The organism is Ruegeria sp. AF2, from assembly GCF_056542025.1.
This window is the reverse complement of record NZ_JBQFZC010000012.1, coordinates 1-15,665: the sequence shown is the minus strand read 5'-3', so window position 1 is coordinate 15,665 and position 15,665 is coordinate 1. Positions and strand designations below refer to the sequence as shown.

The following is a 15,665-nucleotide window of genomic DNA, read 5'->3' as shown; positions in this document are numbered from 1 at the left end:
GCATTCCCAGTCAGGAGACAGACATGTCGACCGTAGCCGTTACCGACGACACCTTTGACGCCGAAGTCAAGAATTCCGATATCCCCGTCGTGGTGGATTTCTGGGCCGAGTGGTGCGGCCCCTGTAAGCAGATCGGCCCCGCCCTGGAAGAGCTGGCCAGCGAATATGGTGGCAAGGTGAAGATTGCCAAGGTCGATGTCGACAGCAACCCAAACTCAGCCGCGGCCATGGGCGTGCGCGGCATTCCGGCGCTGTTCATTTTCAAAGACGGTCAGGTGGTTTCGAACCGCGCTGGCGCGGCCCCGAAGGCGGCCCTGCAAAGCTGGATCGACGAGTCGATCTGACCTTCGCTAGTGTGCGAACGAAAAAAAAGGCGCCCCGCATTGGGCGCCTTTTTTGTGAAAGCCACTGCGTGACAAGAGTTTAGACTCACTTGATGGTCCACCTCACCGATACTCCCACGCCGTCCTTGTGGGTAAATGTAACGTTGTCGTCTGCGATTGAAACCACCTGACAGTCGTGGGGCATCACTTCACCGACGATCACGATTCTCCGACAGTAATACCTGTCTTTCCACTCCCACGTGCCGCTGATACTGCCACCTTTCGGGCCTTTGCCCTCAACCGTGCCGTCCTTGTGAATAGTCACCCAGGTTTCGCCCTGAACCAGCTTCTTATCAACGATCAGATTCATAAATTTCGCTTTGTTTTCTATGACTTCAGCGGATACGCTTGGCGCCAGAAGTCCAAACAACAATAAAGATGACATGAGCCGAAAATACGTCATGGAATCAAACCTTTCATAGATCGTGTGCTTAAACAGACAGAATTCTAGTCGATAGCTGCGATACAAACCAAACATTCGGGTTTCGTGGTTTGGCCGGATGCAGTTCACTGTACTGGTTCTTTCAATTCGCAAGAACTCGTGCAGATTGTCGGGTCATCAGGAATAAGGAGGCGACATGCCCAAAACTCGGGTATTGGTGGAATTCGGTATGGGTACGTCGCTTCGGCGCGAAGACTATACCGAAGCAGCGCTGCGCGCGCTCAAGGATGCGCTCTGGCATAACTCGATCAATATGGCGGAATTGTTCGGATTCCCGAAAGAGGCCATGATCATCGACGCGGAAATCGGTGTACAGCAACCGGACCGGGTGGATTCGCAGGCGTTGAAGGCCATTTTCCCTTACGGCCAGCCCAACATCACGGTCACACATGGTGGCTTGGATATCGACAAACCCCATTCTGAAGGTCGCACGGTGATCGCCAACGCCGCGATCGTTGTCTCATTTGATATGGAGCCCGCCCGATGACGGAAAAACGCATCATTCTGGAGATGGGGACCGGCAACGACCTGTATGGTCAGGACTATACCAAGGCCGCGCGCCGCGCTGTTCAAGACGCGCTGCACCACTCGTCCATCACGCTGTTTTCCAAACTGGGCATCAGTCATGAGGAGATGCGCGTTGAGGTCACGATTGGCGTTCAACAGCCTGAGAAGGTTGATTGTGATCTTGTCGCCTCGGATCTGCCGCGGGGCCGCGCCTCGGTTCGGGCGGTCAAAGGGGGACTGGATGTCGAGGATGCCGAGGCGGGTACCCGGCATGTCGTAGCCACTGCTGCAGTTGAGGCTTATCTGCCTGATCTCGCAGGTAAATTCGTCGAAAGCTGAAAAAGAAAAAGCCGCTCAATCGAGCGGCTCATCTTATAAGTGTTCAAATCCTGGATCAGAACTTGGAGATATCAGCGCGGGTCAGCCCGACGTCTTCCAGCTGCTCGTCGCTCAGTTGCGACAGTTCGTTGCGTGTCTGATATGATTTGTACCATTCGACAACGTTTTCGAATGCATGAGAGAATGCGTCCACTGCGTGCAGGATGGTGACTGCTCCGCGCGGCGCATGGGTTTTTGCGATTGCGTTTGCCATGTGCTTAGTCCTTTTAACAGAAACAGCCGACCCGTTGTCGGTTGTAAGCCTCATGTAACTCCGGCGGCTGAGTCTCACAAATGCTGACTCAACAGCCCCGGTTTGCGTTTACTGCATATCTTTTGGGCAGTTTTAGAACCGGTTGCGCAGAACCCGTGCCCGGCCCATATATGGCAGCACGGATAACGGAGGCATTCATGGCAGACAGCGATTTTCCCGGATGGCACGGCACCACTATTATTGGCGTCAAGAAGGGCGGGCAGGTTGTCATCGCCGGGGACGGGCAGGTCAGCCTGGGCCAAACCGTGATCAAGGGCACTGCGCGAAAGGTGCGTCGCCTGACACCGGGCGGGTTCGAAGTGGTCGCCGGATTCGCCGGATCTACGGCGGATGCGTTCACGCTGCTGGAACGTCTGGAAGCCAAGCTTGAGGCGACGCCCGGCCAACTGGCGCGTGCTTCGGTCGAGCTGGCCAAGGACTGGCGCACCGACAAGTATCTGCAGAAGCTCGAGGCGATGCTGATTGTGACCGACGGCAAGGATCTGCTCGTGATCACTGGGGCAGGGGACGTGCTTGAGCCGGAACACAACGTCGCTGCAATCGGGTCGGGCGGCAACTTTGCCCTGGCGGCGGCCCGTGCGATGATGGATAGCGACAAACCAGCCGAGGATGTAGCGCGTGAAGCTATGGCAATTGCTGCGGATATCTGCGTGTATACCAACGGCAATCTGACGGTTGAGACGATCGGGTCATGAGTGCGGTTCTGGCAGCGATATTTGGTGGGCTGATTGGCGGTATTGTTGGGCCGATTGTGCTTGAGGAATATCGGAACCGGAAGCACGCCAAGACATGGAAAGAGCCTCGCAAGAAGCTGCTTGAGTCCATGTTGAGGGATACCAAATACAAGTTCAAAACTCTGGAACGGCTCAGCAGAACAATTGGCTGTACCGAAGATCAAACACGCTCGCTATTGATCGAGCTGGAAGCCAGAGGCGCTGTTTCAAAGAAGACCAAAAAGGAAATTTGGGCACTGATAGAGCGCGCGCCATTGCAGGAAAGCCAGCGCAAACTTGACGAAGAAGAAATCGAGGAAGAGCAGGAGTAGGTGACCCTTTCCGCTTTATCGGCTGTTCTTTATGCCAATAGCGCTTTGATCTCTTTCCCCTTCCACCTCAGATGCATCCCGATAAGGCCCATCAGGGCAGTGACAATGACGATATAATACGGCACGCGGATGTCGATGCTCATCAATCCGCCTCCGATCAGGGACATGATACCGCCTGCTAGGCAGAACACGGCTGTGGTCACCCCCATGACCCAACCCTGATCCGTTTCGGCAACGCTGGCTGAGAACAGGCCTAGCAGCGTCGGGTAAGAAACGCCGAAGAAGAAGTAGAAGAAAAAGACCGGAATATAGCTCAGTACCCCGCTGGGGCTGAATGCGAAGGCAAAGCCACAGATCACCATGGTGACCAACGAGGTGTAGATGATCTGGTGCTTGCTGAACATCTCTTGCGCTGGTTTCACAAGGAAGGTGCTGGAAAAGGCCAGCGCAACGCCAATGACCACCATCGCCATGCTGCCCCCTATTACGCCATAACCCCACGCGCTGGTCAGGAAGTTGTCGACGAATACATAGAAAGTAACGTTGGCGACCATGAACAGGGCATAAACTGGCATGATTTTTAGAACCAGCGGGTGTTCGCGCACAGCTATGAGGCTGTCGGTTATGTCGCGGGGGCGGAAGACGAAGGGTTCGCGCTCGGTTCTGGTATCCTTGAAGAACGCGGTCACAAGAAAGATTGCAATCAGGACCAGTACAAACGCCCCGTAGAAAGGCGTTTTCAATGTCGCCGCGCTGCCCAATAAGGCTGCATCGGACAGAACCGCGCCTATGATCGGTCCCCCGACCAAGCCAAAGCTGACACCGGTCACAATATAACCCATGTTGCGGTCGCGGTCGGCAGCGTCGGTGCTGCCATCGATCATTGCCGCTTGTGCGATGGGCTGATTTCCAGCCGTAAACCCGGTGATCGAACGACCAATGATCAGTAGAAGCAGGCTGTTGAGATAAAGCGCTGCGATGGTCAGGGCGTAGCCGACCAGCGCCCCGGTCAAACAGACCAGAAGAGCATTCTTGCGCCCGATGGAGTCTGAAACTTTCGAGACATAGACCACCCCCAGAAACCAAGACAGGAAGAAGCAGCCGATCACCAGACCATAATAAAAGTGCCTTGTGCCCATGGCCGTGCTTTCCGGCAAGAAGCCAGACTTCGTTTCCATGATCAGGGAGTTGATGATGGGAAACACCAGCCCTTGTCCGATCAGGTCAACAAAGACCACAAACAGCAGGGTGATCTTGGCAATCTTGGTCATGAAAACGCCCCCAGTTCCAATATCTTGGGGCGAGTGTAACAGACAGTTGCCCTGTCACCTAACGGCGTGTCAGAGGCCGGAAAGCCCGACCCCTGAAGGGTGTGATTACCTCAACGAAGCAACTCCCAGCGGGACGCCGGCAACCTCGCACCAAATGTAAACTTCGTTGTAGCCCGAGACATCCATGGTTGGCGGCACGGCATAGGATTGCTTGCCGGTCAGGTGCAGCAGCGCGCCCAGTTTGCTGTCTGGGGCGTATGTGCCGTCCTTACCAAATGCGACACGCGGGTCGGGGCCGTTGTCCAGCGAAAAGTCGTCGCCCAGTTCAACGATGTAACGCTCGCCATCTTTGACCAGTTTTACCGAACCGGTAGTGACGTGGTTCGAGCGGCCTTCAAATGTGCCTTTCTTTTTTGCGCCACCGGCCAGGGCAGCGGTGGTGCCGACCAGAGACAGGGCCGCGCCGGTAGCTGCAGCTTTCACAAAAAGCGAACGACGAGTCATCATGATGAGGTATCTCCCTAATGTCATACGGACGCAGAGTCCGTCGCGAAAGGTTATGCCGCAGACGCTGTGCATCTGGCGATTCACATCACCACGAAATTCCGTGTGCTGCCCGTGAGTTGCCGTGATCTTCTCGTGATCGGCTTGTGTTTTCGCGCCGTATGATTAGGTTCCGCTGCGAAACATACGGATAGAACACATATGACCGACCTGACCCCGCGCGAGATTGTCTCGGAACTGGACCGCTTTATTATCGGGCAGAAAGACGCGAAACGCGCCGTCGCCGTGGCGCTACGCAACCGCTGGCGGCGCAAGCAGTTGCCAGATGACATCCGCGATGAGGTCTATCCAAAAAACATTCTGATGATCGGACCCACCGGCGTTGGCAAGACCGAGATCAGCCGCCGTCTGGCCAAACTGGCCCGCGCACCCTTCATCAAGGTTGAAGCCACCAAATTCACCGAGGTCGGCTATGTCGGTCGGGACGTTGAACAGATCGTGCGTGATCTGGCTGACGCCGCAATCCTGCAAACCCGCGAGTATATGCGCGAGGATGTCAAAGCCCGCGCCCATCAGGCCGCCGAGGATCGCGTGATCGAGGCGATTGCTGGAACCGACGCCCGCGAAGCGACACGCGAGATGTTCCGTAAGAAGCTGAAAGCGGGTGAGCTGGACGATACCGAAATCGAGTTGGAACTGTCCGATACCACGAACCCGATGCCGATGTTCGATATTCCGGGCCAGCCGGGTGGTCAGATGGGGATGATGAATCTGGGTGATATCTTCGGCAAAGCCTTCGGTGGACGGACCGTCAAGAAACGCATGACTGTCGCTGAAAGCTATGAGGCCTTAATTGGAGAAGAGGCCGACAAGTTGCTGGATGATGAAACCGTCAACCGGGTGGCTTTGGAAGCGGTCGAACAGAACGGCATCGTGTTTCTGGATGAGATCGACAAAGTCTGCGCCCGATCCGATGCGCGCGGAGGCGATGTCAGCCGGGAAGGGGTTCAGCGCGACCTGCTGCCTCTGATCGAGGGCACCACTGTCAGCACCAAACATGGCCCTGTGAAAACCGACCATATCCTTTTCATCGCATCCGGTGCGTTTCACATCGCCAAGCCCTCGGACCTGCTGCCAGAACTTCAGGGCCGCTTGCCGATACGCGTGGAACTGCGCGCCCTGACAGAAGAGGATTTCGTACGTATCCTGACCGAGACCGACAACGCTCTGACACTGCAGTATACTGCCCTGATGGGCACTGAAGAGGTCACGGTCAGTTTCACCGAAGACGGGATCGCAGCCTTGGCCCGGATTGCGGCGGATGTGAACCAAAGCATCGAGAATATCGGTGCGCGGCGGCTTTACACGGTGATGGAGCGCGTGTTCGAAGAGCTTTCGTTCACCGCACCGGATCAGGCAGGGGCTGAGATCACCGTCGATGCAGGTTTCGTGAACGACAATCTTGGCGAACTGACAAAATCCACAGACCTCAGCCGTTACGTTTTGTAACAAGTGCCAGCCGGATTTTGCCAATGAGTCGTGCCCTCAGGCTGGACGCGGGGCGGGAATACGGTAGCGTAGCCCTGTAACTTCACAGGGGCAGAGCGTGCTGCGCTATTTCATCATCATTGTGACGCTGTCTGTGCTGACCGCCTGTGCGGATCGGTCTATCACAGAGATCACACCCGAAGCCCTTAGGGTCGGCACCCCCGCCACGGTCTTTGCCGCCACTACCCGTGCGCGCGAGCCGGATGGCAGCTACGGAGCTAACCGTGCCGAGGCATTGCGTTACCTTGAGATGACCGTCTCGATTCCGCCGTCGCACACGCCGGGTGAACTCGAGTTCTCATACGCGAACCCGAATCCGAACAAACAGTTTGTCGTGGCCGATGTTACCGAGTTCTCGGGTCCGCAGGATCTGAAGTCCCGTCTGCGTGGCGTGGATGACGTGGTCATCTTTGTTCACGGGTATAACGCCACGCAGACTGAGACCGCATTTCGGGCCGCTCAGCTGAGCCATGATATCGGTATCCCCGGAACCATTCTGATTTATTCCTGGCCCAGTAAGGCGCGCGGCACCGGTTACGCCTATGATCTGGACAGTATGCTGTTTGCCCGAGACGGGCTGGAACAGACCATTAGATTGCTCAAATCAATGGGCGTAAAGCGGGTCGTCCTGATAGCGCATTCGATGGGCAGCGCCCTATCGATGGAGATGATGCGGCAAGCCGAACTACGCGAGCCGGGGTGGGCAAGCCGCAATCTTGAGGGGGTCATCCTGATCTCACCTGATCTGGATGTGGATTTGTTCCGATCCCAGATGAACAGCATCAAGAGCCCGCCCGACCCGTTTGTGGTGATGGTGTCCCAGAAGGACAAGATTCTGAACCTGTCGGCTCGGCTGCGCGGCACCGCGGACAGTCAAAGGTTGGGTAATATCAGTTCGGTCGACGCATTGGCCGAATATCCGATCAGCGTGATCGACACGACTGCATTCAACAGCGATGCGGGATCATCTCATTTCGTGGCGGCGACGTCTCCGGCGCTGCTGGCCATTCTTAGTTCGGTCCGCCGGGTCAGCAACACCTTTGGCCCCGACCGGCCTGGCATCGATGTCCTTGTCCCACCCAGCGAGCGCAGCGCAGATGGCGCGACCGAGATTGTGCTGACCGAGACCGGACAGGCGCAGGTTAGCGCGCCCTGATCAGGCACGCATTCGATGATCGGGGTCCAGCGATGGGATCGCATCCAGCAACCGCTTGGTATAGTCTTGCTTGGGTGCGGCAAACAGTTCGCGCGTCGGGGCGCTTTCGACGATCTTGCCGTGATACATCACGACCACAAAATCGCAGGTATGGGCCACAACCGACAGATCGTGGCTGATGAACATGAAGGTCAGGCCCATATCTCGCTGAAGGGATTTCAGCAGGTTCAGGATATCTGCCTGAATCGACACGTCCAGCGCCGCCACGCATTCATCGGCAACTACAAAACGCGGGTTGCAGGCCAGAGCCCGCGCGATAGAAATCCGCTGACGCTGACCACCCGAAAACGCGTGCGGATAGCGTCGCAGATGTTCAAGGTTCAACCGGCATTTGCCCGCAATCTCGCGAACCCGCGCATCGGTTTCCTCACGCGATGCGGTCAGGCCCATCACATCCAGCGGTTCGGCTATGATATCACGCACGGTCATCCGAGGACTAAGCGCCGCGTAAGGGTCCTGAAAAATCAACTGAGCCCGACGGCGATAGGACTTGAGATCGGTTGCCGACATTTTGGTCAGATCGAACTGCTCTTCACCATCATCATAGCTTGCGCCACCGCTGGTGATTGGGACCGCATTCAGCAATGCGCGGCCAAGTGTTGTCTTACCCGAGCCGGACTCGCCGACCACCCCAACAAAAGCCCCTCGCGGGATTTCGATCGAGACATTGTCGACTGCCTTCAGCGTGTGCTTGTTAAAAAAACCGCCACCAAGGGGAAATTCGACTGACAGGTTTTCGGTTTTGATCAGAGCATTTGTCATGGCTGGCCTGGCACGTCTTCGGGGAAAATGGCTGCGAAATGGCCGGGGCTGACCTCGGTCAAGGGTGGGCGTTCCGTTTCATATCGCGATCCGGGTTTGAGTTCCGGGTTGCGTGGATGGAACACGCAGCCTGATGGCCGCTCCAGAGGTGAGGGGATATCGCCGGGGATCGGGGTTAGCGGTGCGTCCAGATCATCGAGTTTGGGTAACGCGTTCAGCAGACCACGCGTATAGGCATGTGCCGGATGGCGGATCACTTCACGCACAGGCCCGCTTTCCATGATCCGACCCAGATACATCACCGCAACCCGGTCGGCGGTTTGGGCGACGACGCTTAGGTCATGGGTGATGAAGACGATGCCCATGCCGAACTCGGCCACCAGATCCTTCATCAGATCCAAAACCTGAGCCTGAATGGTCACGTCCAGCGCCGTTGTCGGCTCATCCGCGATCAGCAGTTTGGGCTTGGTCGAAAGCGCCATGGCGATCATCGCCCGCTGACGCATCCCGCCCGACAATTCGAAAGCGTATTGGTTGAACCGGGCCGCCGGTTCAAGGATACCCACCCGGTCCAGCATTTCGATCGATAGTTCTTTGGCCTGCTTTTTGCTGAGGTCCGTGTGGATCAGCAACTGTTCAACCATCTGCTTGCCGATGGTGATCGCGGGGGCAAAGCTGGCCATCGGCTCTTGGAAGATCATACTAATCGCCCCGCCGCGCACAATCTCCATGTCCTTGGGCCGCTTCAGCGCCATGATATCAACCGGGCCGCTGTCGAGATGCAGATCGATCCGGCTTTCCGGCGCATAGATCGCGTTGGGTGGATTTAGTTTCATCAGTGACTTTGCCGTCACTGATTTTCCCGATCCACTTTCGCCGACCAGCCCGAGCACCTCGCCTGGGACGAGTGAAAACGAAACATCCTCAACCGCCGTGATCAACCCTTCATCGGTTTTGAACTGAACGGACAGGTTTTCGACATCGATCAGGCTCATTTGCGGGTCTCCGAATAAGGATCAGCCGCATCGCGCAGGCCATCGCCGACGAACACGAAAGACATCACGAGAACGACAAAGAAGATGACCGGGATGAAATACCATTGGTAATTCAGCAGAACATCCGCCTTGGTGACATTCTGCAACATCACGCCAAGTGAGTTGACCGGATCTTTCAGCCCCAGCCCGATAAAGCTGAGCGCGGTTTCGCTGAGGACCATATAGGGGAACGAGATCACCAGATCGACGATGATGTAACTGGTGAAGCTGGGCAGCAGATGACGCCGGATGATGTGGCCCGGCGATGCACCGCAAAGCTTTGCCGCAAGCACATATTCCTGATTGCGTTCGGTCAACAGATGGGTGCGAACTCGCCGTGCTAAAGTAGGCCAGCCGACCAATCCCAATATGGCTGTGATGACAAAGAATCTTGTTTCGGCCGACCATTCCGGCGGGATAAAGGCCGCAATCGCCATGAACAGAGGTATGGCCGGAACCGTACGGATCGCATCGGTGATCATTTGGATCACACTGTCGACCATTCCACCGTAATATCCAGCCACCCCTCCGATCGCGAGCGCCAGCACGAACGAAATCATCACCCCAAGCGTTCCGACCTGTAGCGACGTCCAAACCGCATGCAGTGTACGGCTGAAGATATCCTTGCCGGCACTGTCGGTTCCGAACAGGTGAACATAGCCCTGATCGACACCAAACAGGTGGATGTTACCGGGAATGACTCCAAACAGCTTATATTTGTCGCCCCGAACGAAGAACTGGATATATCGGCGTTCATCCTCGTTCACTTTCTCGACCCAGCGGAAATTGGTCGCCAACGAGCGTTCGCGGGTTACCCCGTGCAGGAACGGGCGGATCGAGCAGCCATTCTTGTCGCAGAATTTTGGAATCTGCGGGGCTCCGTTCAGATAGTCTTTGTCACGCCCTGCGGCGGTCGGATCGTAAGGCGAGAGGAACGGAGCAAAGATGCCCGACAGGATCAGGACGACCAGAACTGTGGCCGCAATCATCGCCGCGCGCTGTTTCTTGAATCGGGCCCAGATCAACTGACGCTGCGAGGCGGTGAAATAGGCTTCTTTAGCCTTTTGGTTGTCGATTGTCGCAGTCATCTGGTCACCTGAGGATACTTTTGCGCACGCGCGGGTCGATCACCGCAAGCAGAATGTCGGTGAAGAAATTCAACGTCACGATTGATGCCGTCAGCAGAAAGATGATGGCCCCCGCAAGTTGCTGATCATTGGACCGCGCCAACGCTTCAAGCAAAAGCGCACCGGCTTCAGTCAATGTCAGGATCAGCGCCACAATGGGCAATTCGTTGAAGATCCGGTTCAGGTCAAAGCCAAGGCTATTGACGATCGGCCCCAGCGCATGACGGGCCGGATAGCGCCATAGCAGGCGGCGGCCATAAATGCCCCGCGCGGCAGCAGCGGTGACATACAGCTTCCCGATCTCATCCGACATCAACGCGCGCACGGTCTGCAGCGCAAAGGCTGTGGCCGACCAGCCCAGAATGAAGATCGGCAGCCAGGCGTGTTTCAGCAAATCGAGGAACTTGCCCCAAGACCAAGGCGCTTCTTTGTACTCGGGCGAGAACAGCCCGGTCAGAGTCTCGCCGAAATAGACGGTTGAAACCAGCATCACCATCAGGGCCAGCAGGAAGTTCGGCATCGCCAAACCCAGATAGCTGACGATCCGCAGCGAGTTGTTCAGTACCGCACTGCGCGAGGCGGCAGAAATGATGCCCACAGGGATTGCAATGGCATAAGCCAGCGTCAAAGCGCCAAGGCAGATCCACAGCGACAGCCAGAACTTGTCGCCCAGCAGCTGTGCAATATTCACCCGCAGGATGCAGCTTTCGCCGAAATCGCCACGAAATGCCCCTGACAACCAAGTGGCCCATCGGGTTAGGAACGGTTGATCCAACCCCAGTCGGGCGCGTTCTGCTGCAACGTCAGCAACGGTGATCGCGGACCCTTGGGTGTTTTTATACGCCAAATAGCGCTCGGCACAGTCACCGGGCACCAGTTCCATCAGTGAAAAAACAATCAGCGATACGATGACCAAAGTGACCAACGCCATAACCGCCCGGGTGGCGGCAAATCTGCAGAATTGCAACATATCTGTCCCCGCGGGATGCGCGAAGGCGGGCGCGGGCGCCCACCTTCTTATCTTCTCAATCTTATTCGCTCAGCCACCACTGTGCGGGGCGGTAAGGATAGGTCCGATAGAACTCGTAAGACTGCGTTTTGAACTCGGTAAAGTTCTGCAGGTTGTTCGAGTGATAGATCGGGGCAGGAGCATTCACGGTACCCAGGAACAGCAGCTCGCCGGTCATGATCTCGACCATCTTCTGCGCGGCGGATACTGACGCATCAGAGCCGGGTGCACTGGACTGATAGGTGTCCAATGCAGCCTTCAGATCCGCGACCCAAGCCGGTGGTTCAACACCGTTTTCACCGTTTGAGCTGATGTATTCAGCCCAGAGCATACCTGTACGTACGTCGAAATAGCCATCAAACGGAGGCACCCAGATCTCGCTGTCCCCGAGGATCGACCCGGCTGGCTGGCTCTTCAGCCATAGGCCCATATCCAGCGAGTTGGCCGTTTGTGCGGCGCGGAATTCGTCGGATGTCACCTCTTTGATCGCGGTGTTGACGCCAACGTCTTTCCAGTTCTGAGCAATCAGTTCCACCAGTTGCGCCGAAGCTGGCTGGGTCGAGAACTGCCAATCCAGAACAAACGGATCACCATTCGGCAAGTCGCGGAAGCCATCACCGTCCTTGTCGACAAGACCGACTTCGTCCAGCAGCGCATTGGCGCGCTCTGCATCGAATTCGATCTCATGGTTCGACCATTTTTCGTCGATGAAATCGGGACGTGGCGAGAAGCCGATGTACTGTGTCGGTGTTCCCAGACCAAAAGCCACAACCTCGTTCAGCTGGTTGCGATCCATAGCAACAGACATCGCAGTTCTGAACCGGATATCGTTAAAGATCGCGCGCTTGGCCTCGTCTTCTGCGGTCACGTTGAAGGTCAGAACCGGATAGCCGATCGAAGGCTTCACCTCGACAGTGTAGTTACCGTTCTCCTGACCTTCGAGCAGCACCGGAGCGGATGTCAGGTTAACACCCTGCGATTTGTAATCGACCTCGCCATTCAGCAACTTAAGGGTGCGAACTTCTTCGTCCGGAACGTAAGTTTCATCCATTTCCGAAATGTAGGGAAGCTGGTTACCCTGCGTATCGACCTGGAAGAAATAGGGGTTGGCCACGTAGTGACGACCCTCGGTGCTCTCCTTCACAAGGATATGGCTCTCCAGCGTCGGCATGGTGTCGGTGGGAAGACCCGCCAGTTTGTCACCGGCTGTCAGCATCGGAGATGGCGTATCCATCCAGTCCGAGTTGCCATAATAGGCCTTGATCAGCTCGTACCCGTTTTCATAACCAAGCGCCTGCGCGTTGGCGTCGGCGTTGTCATCCAGCGCCGGGTGGAACTTTTCAAAGAAATGCTTGGGCTGGTAGGGCTGCACATAGGTGAACGAGAATGTCTCGGTCAGGCCAGGCTTGGGCGCGGCAAGGGTAAAGCGGACGGTGGTGTCGTCCAGCGCTTCGACCTTCATCGGCTCACCGCCCGCCAGCGCATAATCCTTCGCTTCGGCGATGACATTGGTGTCCATCATCAGGTTATCGTACCAGAAGACGATATCCGCCGCCGTAAATGGCGCGCCATCCGACCACTTGTGGCCTTCACGCAGATTCACGGTCAGCACGGTGAAGTCATCGTTCCATTCCCAGGATTTCGCCACGTTGGGCACCAGGGTCTGCAGGTCGTCGGAATAGCGGAACAGGTTGACGTGACGCACCGAAAGGAAGTCCGAGGTGCCGCTTTCTGTGGCGTTGGAGAGCGCGTCCAGAACACCGCCATACTGACCTATCGAGTCATAGGGTACGATGACCAACGGGTCAGCCGGCAGACGATCTGCAACGGCCGCAAGATCGCCATTGCCACGGATCATGCCGTTCAGATCCCCAATAGCCGGGTTTTCTGCAAAGCTGAGCGTACAGTTTGCAGCTGATTGAAACTCGGACAGATCAAACTGCTGAGGATAAGCACCGGCTGCGACGCCCTGCATATCCGCGACGGTTGCAGCAGGACAATTGGCCCAGGCCGCGCCCCCGATTGTGGCAAAGGCCACACCAGACATAAGAAGCTTCTTCATGTTTTCTCCCTAGGTTTTGTTTATTTCGTTTTGCGTTTCCGAGAGCCCGATTTTCCCGCTTTGCTTTCGGAGGTTTCTTTGTTCTTTTTTTGCTTCCGGGGCTCTGTTTCATCTGGCCCGGATTTGACATCGTATTGCGATGCAATGTGCACTTGGACCCCAGCTTGCTTGAGAACGGGTGCAAACGCATCGGGTGGGGCGATATCGGTCACCAGATCCGTCACCTTGTCGAACGGGCAAGACACGTTGGCTGCCTTTGCACCGAATTTGGTGTGGTCCGCTGCAACGATCATGCGATGCGTGTTCCCTTGCAGCGCACGGGTCAGATCCGCCTCCAGCGGGTTCGAGGCCAATACACCTCCAACCAGCGACAGTGCATCCGCGCCGCAGATCACCGCGTCATAGCTGTACTGACACGCCAGTTCTTCAGCCGCACGGCCAAAACTGCCTCGTTCGGAGCGGATTACTTCGCCCCCTGCCAGAACGGCGCGCGTGCCATTGTGATCGGCCAGGGATGCGACAACTGACAAAGAGTTGCTAACGACGGTCAAACCCCGCAACTCACGTAGTTGCTCGGCCACATGAGTCATGGTCGAGCCAACGGTGATGAACAACACCATCTCGTCCTCAAGCAACCCGCAGACCCGCTTGGCGATGTTGGTTTTCTCGTCGGCATTATACTCCAACGCGCCCGAAAACATCGGTGTATCCTGCGCCCGAGACAGAAATGTGCCGCCATGCACACGCTCAACCTTGTTCGCGCGCGCCAGTGCCTTGACCAAACGACGCACAGTTTCCTCAGAGACGTCCATGATCTGGGCGATCTGAGTGTTGCGCGCTGACCCCCCCAGCCGCGCAAGGACATCCAGCAGCTCTCGGCCACGATGTGGGATGGTTACGCTATCATCATCCATTTTCAGACTCGGTCACATTTTCGCGCAAAAATCCACAATAAATGTAAATCTTTTGCGACAATTTTGGTTTTTTTGCCTTTTCCGGTCAACATGGCATAGCAAACCTGCAGTTTCATGCGGCGTGACAGGTGGATTTCAGATCTCTCGCAAGAATCATTCAACTCATCCCAGCATGTGTTCATGACGACAATGCGATCAGCGTCACGCCAGCGGCCATCATCACGGCCGCCAGAAGGCGTCGCATGGGATTGCCTTCACCCAGGAACAGAAATCCGATTAGGGCCGCGAAGATCACTGAGGTTTCGCGTAAGGCTGACACGACGCCAAGCGGAGCGAAATTCTTGGCATAAAGCACTAGGCCGTAAGCGGTCATCGACACCATTCCGCCTGCAATCCCGATCACCCAGATGCGCAGAGGCAAATCAAGCACACGCGCGCCTCGCCGTAGCGCGACAAAGCCCACAACAAAGATATGCAGAACCGAATGCCAGGCCCAATAACTCAGGATGTTGCCTGACACCCGCACGCCCAGGCCATCCACAAGCGAGTAGATGGAAATAAAGCAGCCCGTTCCCAATGCGAAAACAAGCGATGCCCTACCGACCCCTTGCCTCAAAACCGACCAGCTGGACAGTTGAATGCCGGTGGCAATCACCGCGATCCCAATCCAGGCCTGCGTCGGCAGATGTTCGCCCGCGAATATCACGGCCCAAAGAGCGACCAGCGCAGGAACCACACCGCGCGCGATCGGGTACACCACACTGAGATCACCATGCCGGTAGGCCTGATTCAGCATGTAGAAATATCCGAAATGAACAACGGTCGAACCTGCCAGATATGGCAGGCTCTCGATATTCGGCAGCGGCAGAACCGCCACCATCAGCGCCCCCGGGATAACGTGTCCCAGCGCAACCAGACCCAGCGTGACTGTTCGGTCAGCGGCCGTTTTTACAACCGTGTTCCAGATCGCATGCAGCAACGCGGCCGCAAGGATTATGAGAACGATTTCAGCGCTCACTGTCAGATCGCCGTATTAAACAGCTCAGTGATGTTTTGTTGGTTGAGTTGGATTGGGTTACCTCCGCATGAGGGGTCGATGATTGCGCCCTGGACCAGTTCGGGGATGGCGGCTTTGGTGACGCCGAGGTCGGAGAGATTGCGGGGGATGGCGAGGCTGTCGTTGAACTCT

Annotated in this window: 18 protein-coding genes and 1 pseudogene; 7 read left to right on the top strand and 12 right to left on the bottom strand. The window is 56.4% G+C overall.

What is annotated here, in order from left to right; all coding sequences use genetic code 11:
* Positions 1-23: 23 nt before the first annotated feature.
* Complete coding sequence (gene trxA / locus ACR0NM_RS20260) at positions 24-344, top strand: thioredoxin (RefSeq protein WP_170397826.1); 321 nt, start codon at positions 24-26, stop codon at positions 342-344.
* An 85-nt stretch (positions 345-429) separates the two neighbouring features.
* Here the strand turns inward: trxA and ACR0NM_RS20255 are convergent, their stop codons facing one another.
* The gene (locus ACR0NM_RS20255) at positions 430-693 is read right to left on the bottom strand and encodes a hypothetical protein (protein ID WP_480616363.1); all 264 of its coding nucleotides are present in this window, start codon (positions 691-693) and stop codon (positions 430-432) included.
* Between the two features lie 268 nt (positions 694-961).
* Between ACR0NM_RS20255 and ACR0NM_RS20250 the strand changes: the two genes are divergently transcribed.
* Entirely contained in the window at positions 962-1,312 is a 351-nt protein-coding gene (locus ACR0NM_RS20250) for a Lin0512 family protein (RefSeq protein WP_170625360.1), read from the top strand.
* Positions 1,309-1,671 (top strand): Lin0512 family protein, encoded by a 363-nt coding sequence (locus tag ACR0NM_RS20245; protein WP_170407917.1) that lies wholly within the window; start codon positions 1,309-1,311, stop codon positions 1,669-1,671. The genes ACR0NM_RS20250 and ACR0NM_RS20245 overlap by 4 nt, the downstream gene beginning before the upstream one ends.
* Positions 1,672-1,726: 55 nt before the next feature.
* On the opposite strand, the gene ACR0NM_RS20240 is transcribed toward ACR0NM_RS20245, so the two are convergent.
* On the bottom strand, positions 1,727-1,924 hold the full coding sequence (locus ACR0NM_RS20240; protein WP_170397815.1) for a DUF1127 domain-containing protein: 198 nt from the start codon (positions 1,922-1,924) through the stop codon (positions 1,727-1,729).
* Between the two features lie 197 nt (positions 1,925-2,121).
* On the opposite strand from ACR0NM_RS20240, the gene hslV reads away from it, so the two are divergent.
* Together hslV and ACR0NM_RS20230 are read left to right on the top strand one after the other, a co-directional pair.
* The gene (gene hslV / locus ACR0NM_RS20235; RefSeq protein WP_170397812.1) at positions 2,122-2,679 is read left to right on the top strand and encodes an ATP-dependent protease subunit HslV; all 558 of its coding nucleotides are present in this window, start codon (positions 2,122-2,124) and stop codon (positions 2,677-2,679) included.
* Positions 2,676-3,029: a hypothetical protein gene (locus ACR0NM_RS20230; RefSeq protein ID WP_170425354.1), complete on the top strand. Its 354-nt coding sequence runs from the start codon at positions 2,676-2,678 to the stop codon at positions 3,027-3,029. Before hslV ends, ACR0NM_RS20230 begins: the two co-directional genes overlap by 4 nt.
* 29 nt (positions 3,030-3,058) lie before the next feature.
* Here ACR0NM_RS20230 and ACR0NM_RS20225 read toward each other — a convergent pair whose 3' ends face one another.
* Together ACR0NM_RS20225 and ACR0NM_RS20220 are read right to left on the bottom strand one after the other, a co-directional pair.
* Entirely contained in the window at positions 3,059-4,300 is a 1,242-nt protein-coding gene (locus ACR0NM_RS20225; RefSeq protein WP_480616361.1) for an MFS transporter, read from the bottom strand.
* A gap of 105 nt (positions 4,301-4,405) precedes the next feature.
* Positions 4,406-4,807, bottom strand: coding sequence for a DM13 domain-containing protein (locus tag ACR0NM_RS20220; protein ID WP_170513434.1), 402 nt, complete (start codon positions 4,805-4,807; stop codon positions 4,406-4,408).
* A 198-nt stretch (positions 4,808-5,005) separates the two neighbouring features.
* On the opposite strand from ACR0NM_RS20220, the gene hslU reads away from it, so the two are divergent.
* Both hslU and ACR0NM_RS20210 read left to right on the top strand, forming a co-directional pair.
* A complete protein-coding gene (gene hslU / locus ACR0NM_RS20215; protein ID WP_170425348.1) occupies positions 5,006-6,313 on the top strand; it encodes an ATP-dependent protease ATPase subunit HslU in 1,308 nt (435 codons plus the stop codon).
* A 97-nt stretch (positions 6,314-6,410) separates the two neighbouring features.
* Positions 6,411-7,508, top strand: a complete 1,098-nt coding sequence (locus ACR0NM_RS20210; protein ID WP_170566570.1) for an alpha/beta fold hydrolase — start codon at positions 6,411-6,413, stop codon at positions 7,506-7,508.
* Here ACR0NM_RS20210 and ACR0NM_RS20205 read toward each other — a convergent pair whose 3' ends face one another.
* From ACR0NM_RS20205 to ACR0NM_RS20170, 8 genes and pseudogenes are all read right to left on the bottom strand, one after another.
* On the bottom strand, positions 7,509-8,330 hold the full coding sequence (locus ACR0NM_RS20205; protein WP_170802441.1) for an ATP-binding cassette domain-containing protein: 822 nt from the start codon (positions 8,328-8,330) through the stop codon (positions 7,509-7,511). It lies immediately after the preceding gene.
* Entirely contained in the window at positions 8,327-9,325 is a 999-nt protein-coding gene (locus ACR0NM_RS20200) for an ABC transporter ATP-binding protein (protein WP_170397793.1), read from the bottom strand. Before ACR0NM_RS20200 ends, ACR0NM_RS20205 begins: the two co-directional genes overlap by 4 nt.
* Positions 9,322-10,452, bottom strand: coding sequence for an ABC transporter permease (locus tag ACR0NM_RS20195; RefSeq protein WP_170397790.1), 1,131 nt, complete (start codon positions 10,450-10,452; stop codon positions 9,322-9,324). Before ACR0NM_RS20195 ends, ACR0NM_RS20200 begins: the two co-directional genes overlap by 4 nt.
* A gap of 4 nt (positions 10,453-10,456) precedes the next feature.
* Positions 10,457-11,461 (bottom strand): ABC transporter permease, encoded by a 1,005-nt coding sequence (locus tag ACR0NM_RS20190; RefSeq protein ID WP_170397787.1) that lies wholly within the window; start codon positions 11,459-11,461, stop codon positions 10,457-10,459.
* A gap of 61 nt (positions 11,462-11,522) precedes the next feature.
* Positions 11,523-13,562 carry an ABC transporter substrate-binding protein gene (locus ACR0NM_RS20185; protein WP_170397784.1) on the bottom strand — a complete coding sequence of 680 codons (2,040 nt, stop codon included), beginning with the start codon at positions 13,560-13,562 and terminating at the stop codon, positions 11,523-11,525.
* A 20-nt stretch (positions 13,563-13,582) separates the two neighbouring features.
* A complete protein-coding gene (locus tag ACR0NM_RS20180; RefSeq protein ID WP_170397781.1) occupies positions 13,583-14,476 on the bottom strand; it encodes a DeoR/GlpR family DNA-binding transcription regulator in 894 nt (297 codons plus the stop codon).
* A 178-nt stretch (positions 14,477-14,654) separates the two neighbouring features.
* Positions 14,655-15,494, bottom strand: a complete 840-nt coding sequence (locus ACR0NM_RS20175) for an EamA family transporter (protein ID WP_170636821.1) — start codon at positions 15,492-15,494, stop codon at positions 14,655-14,657.
* A 2-nt stretch (positions 15,495-15,496) separates the two neighbouring features.
* Positions 15,497-15,665: pseudogene (locus ACR0NM_RS20170) on the bottom strand (iron-containing alcohol dehydrogenase); the annotation flags it as partial.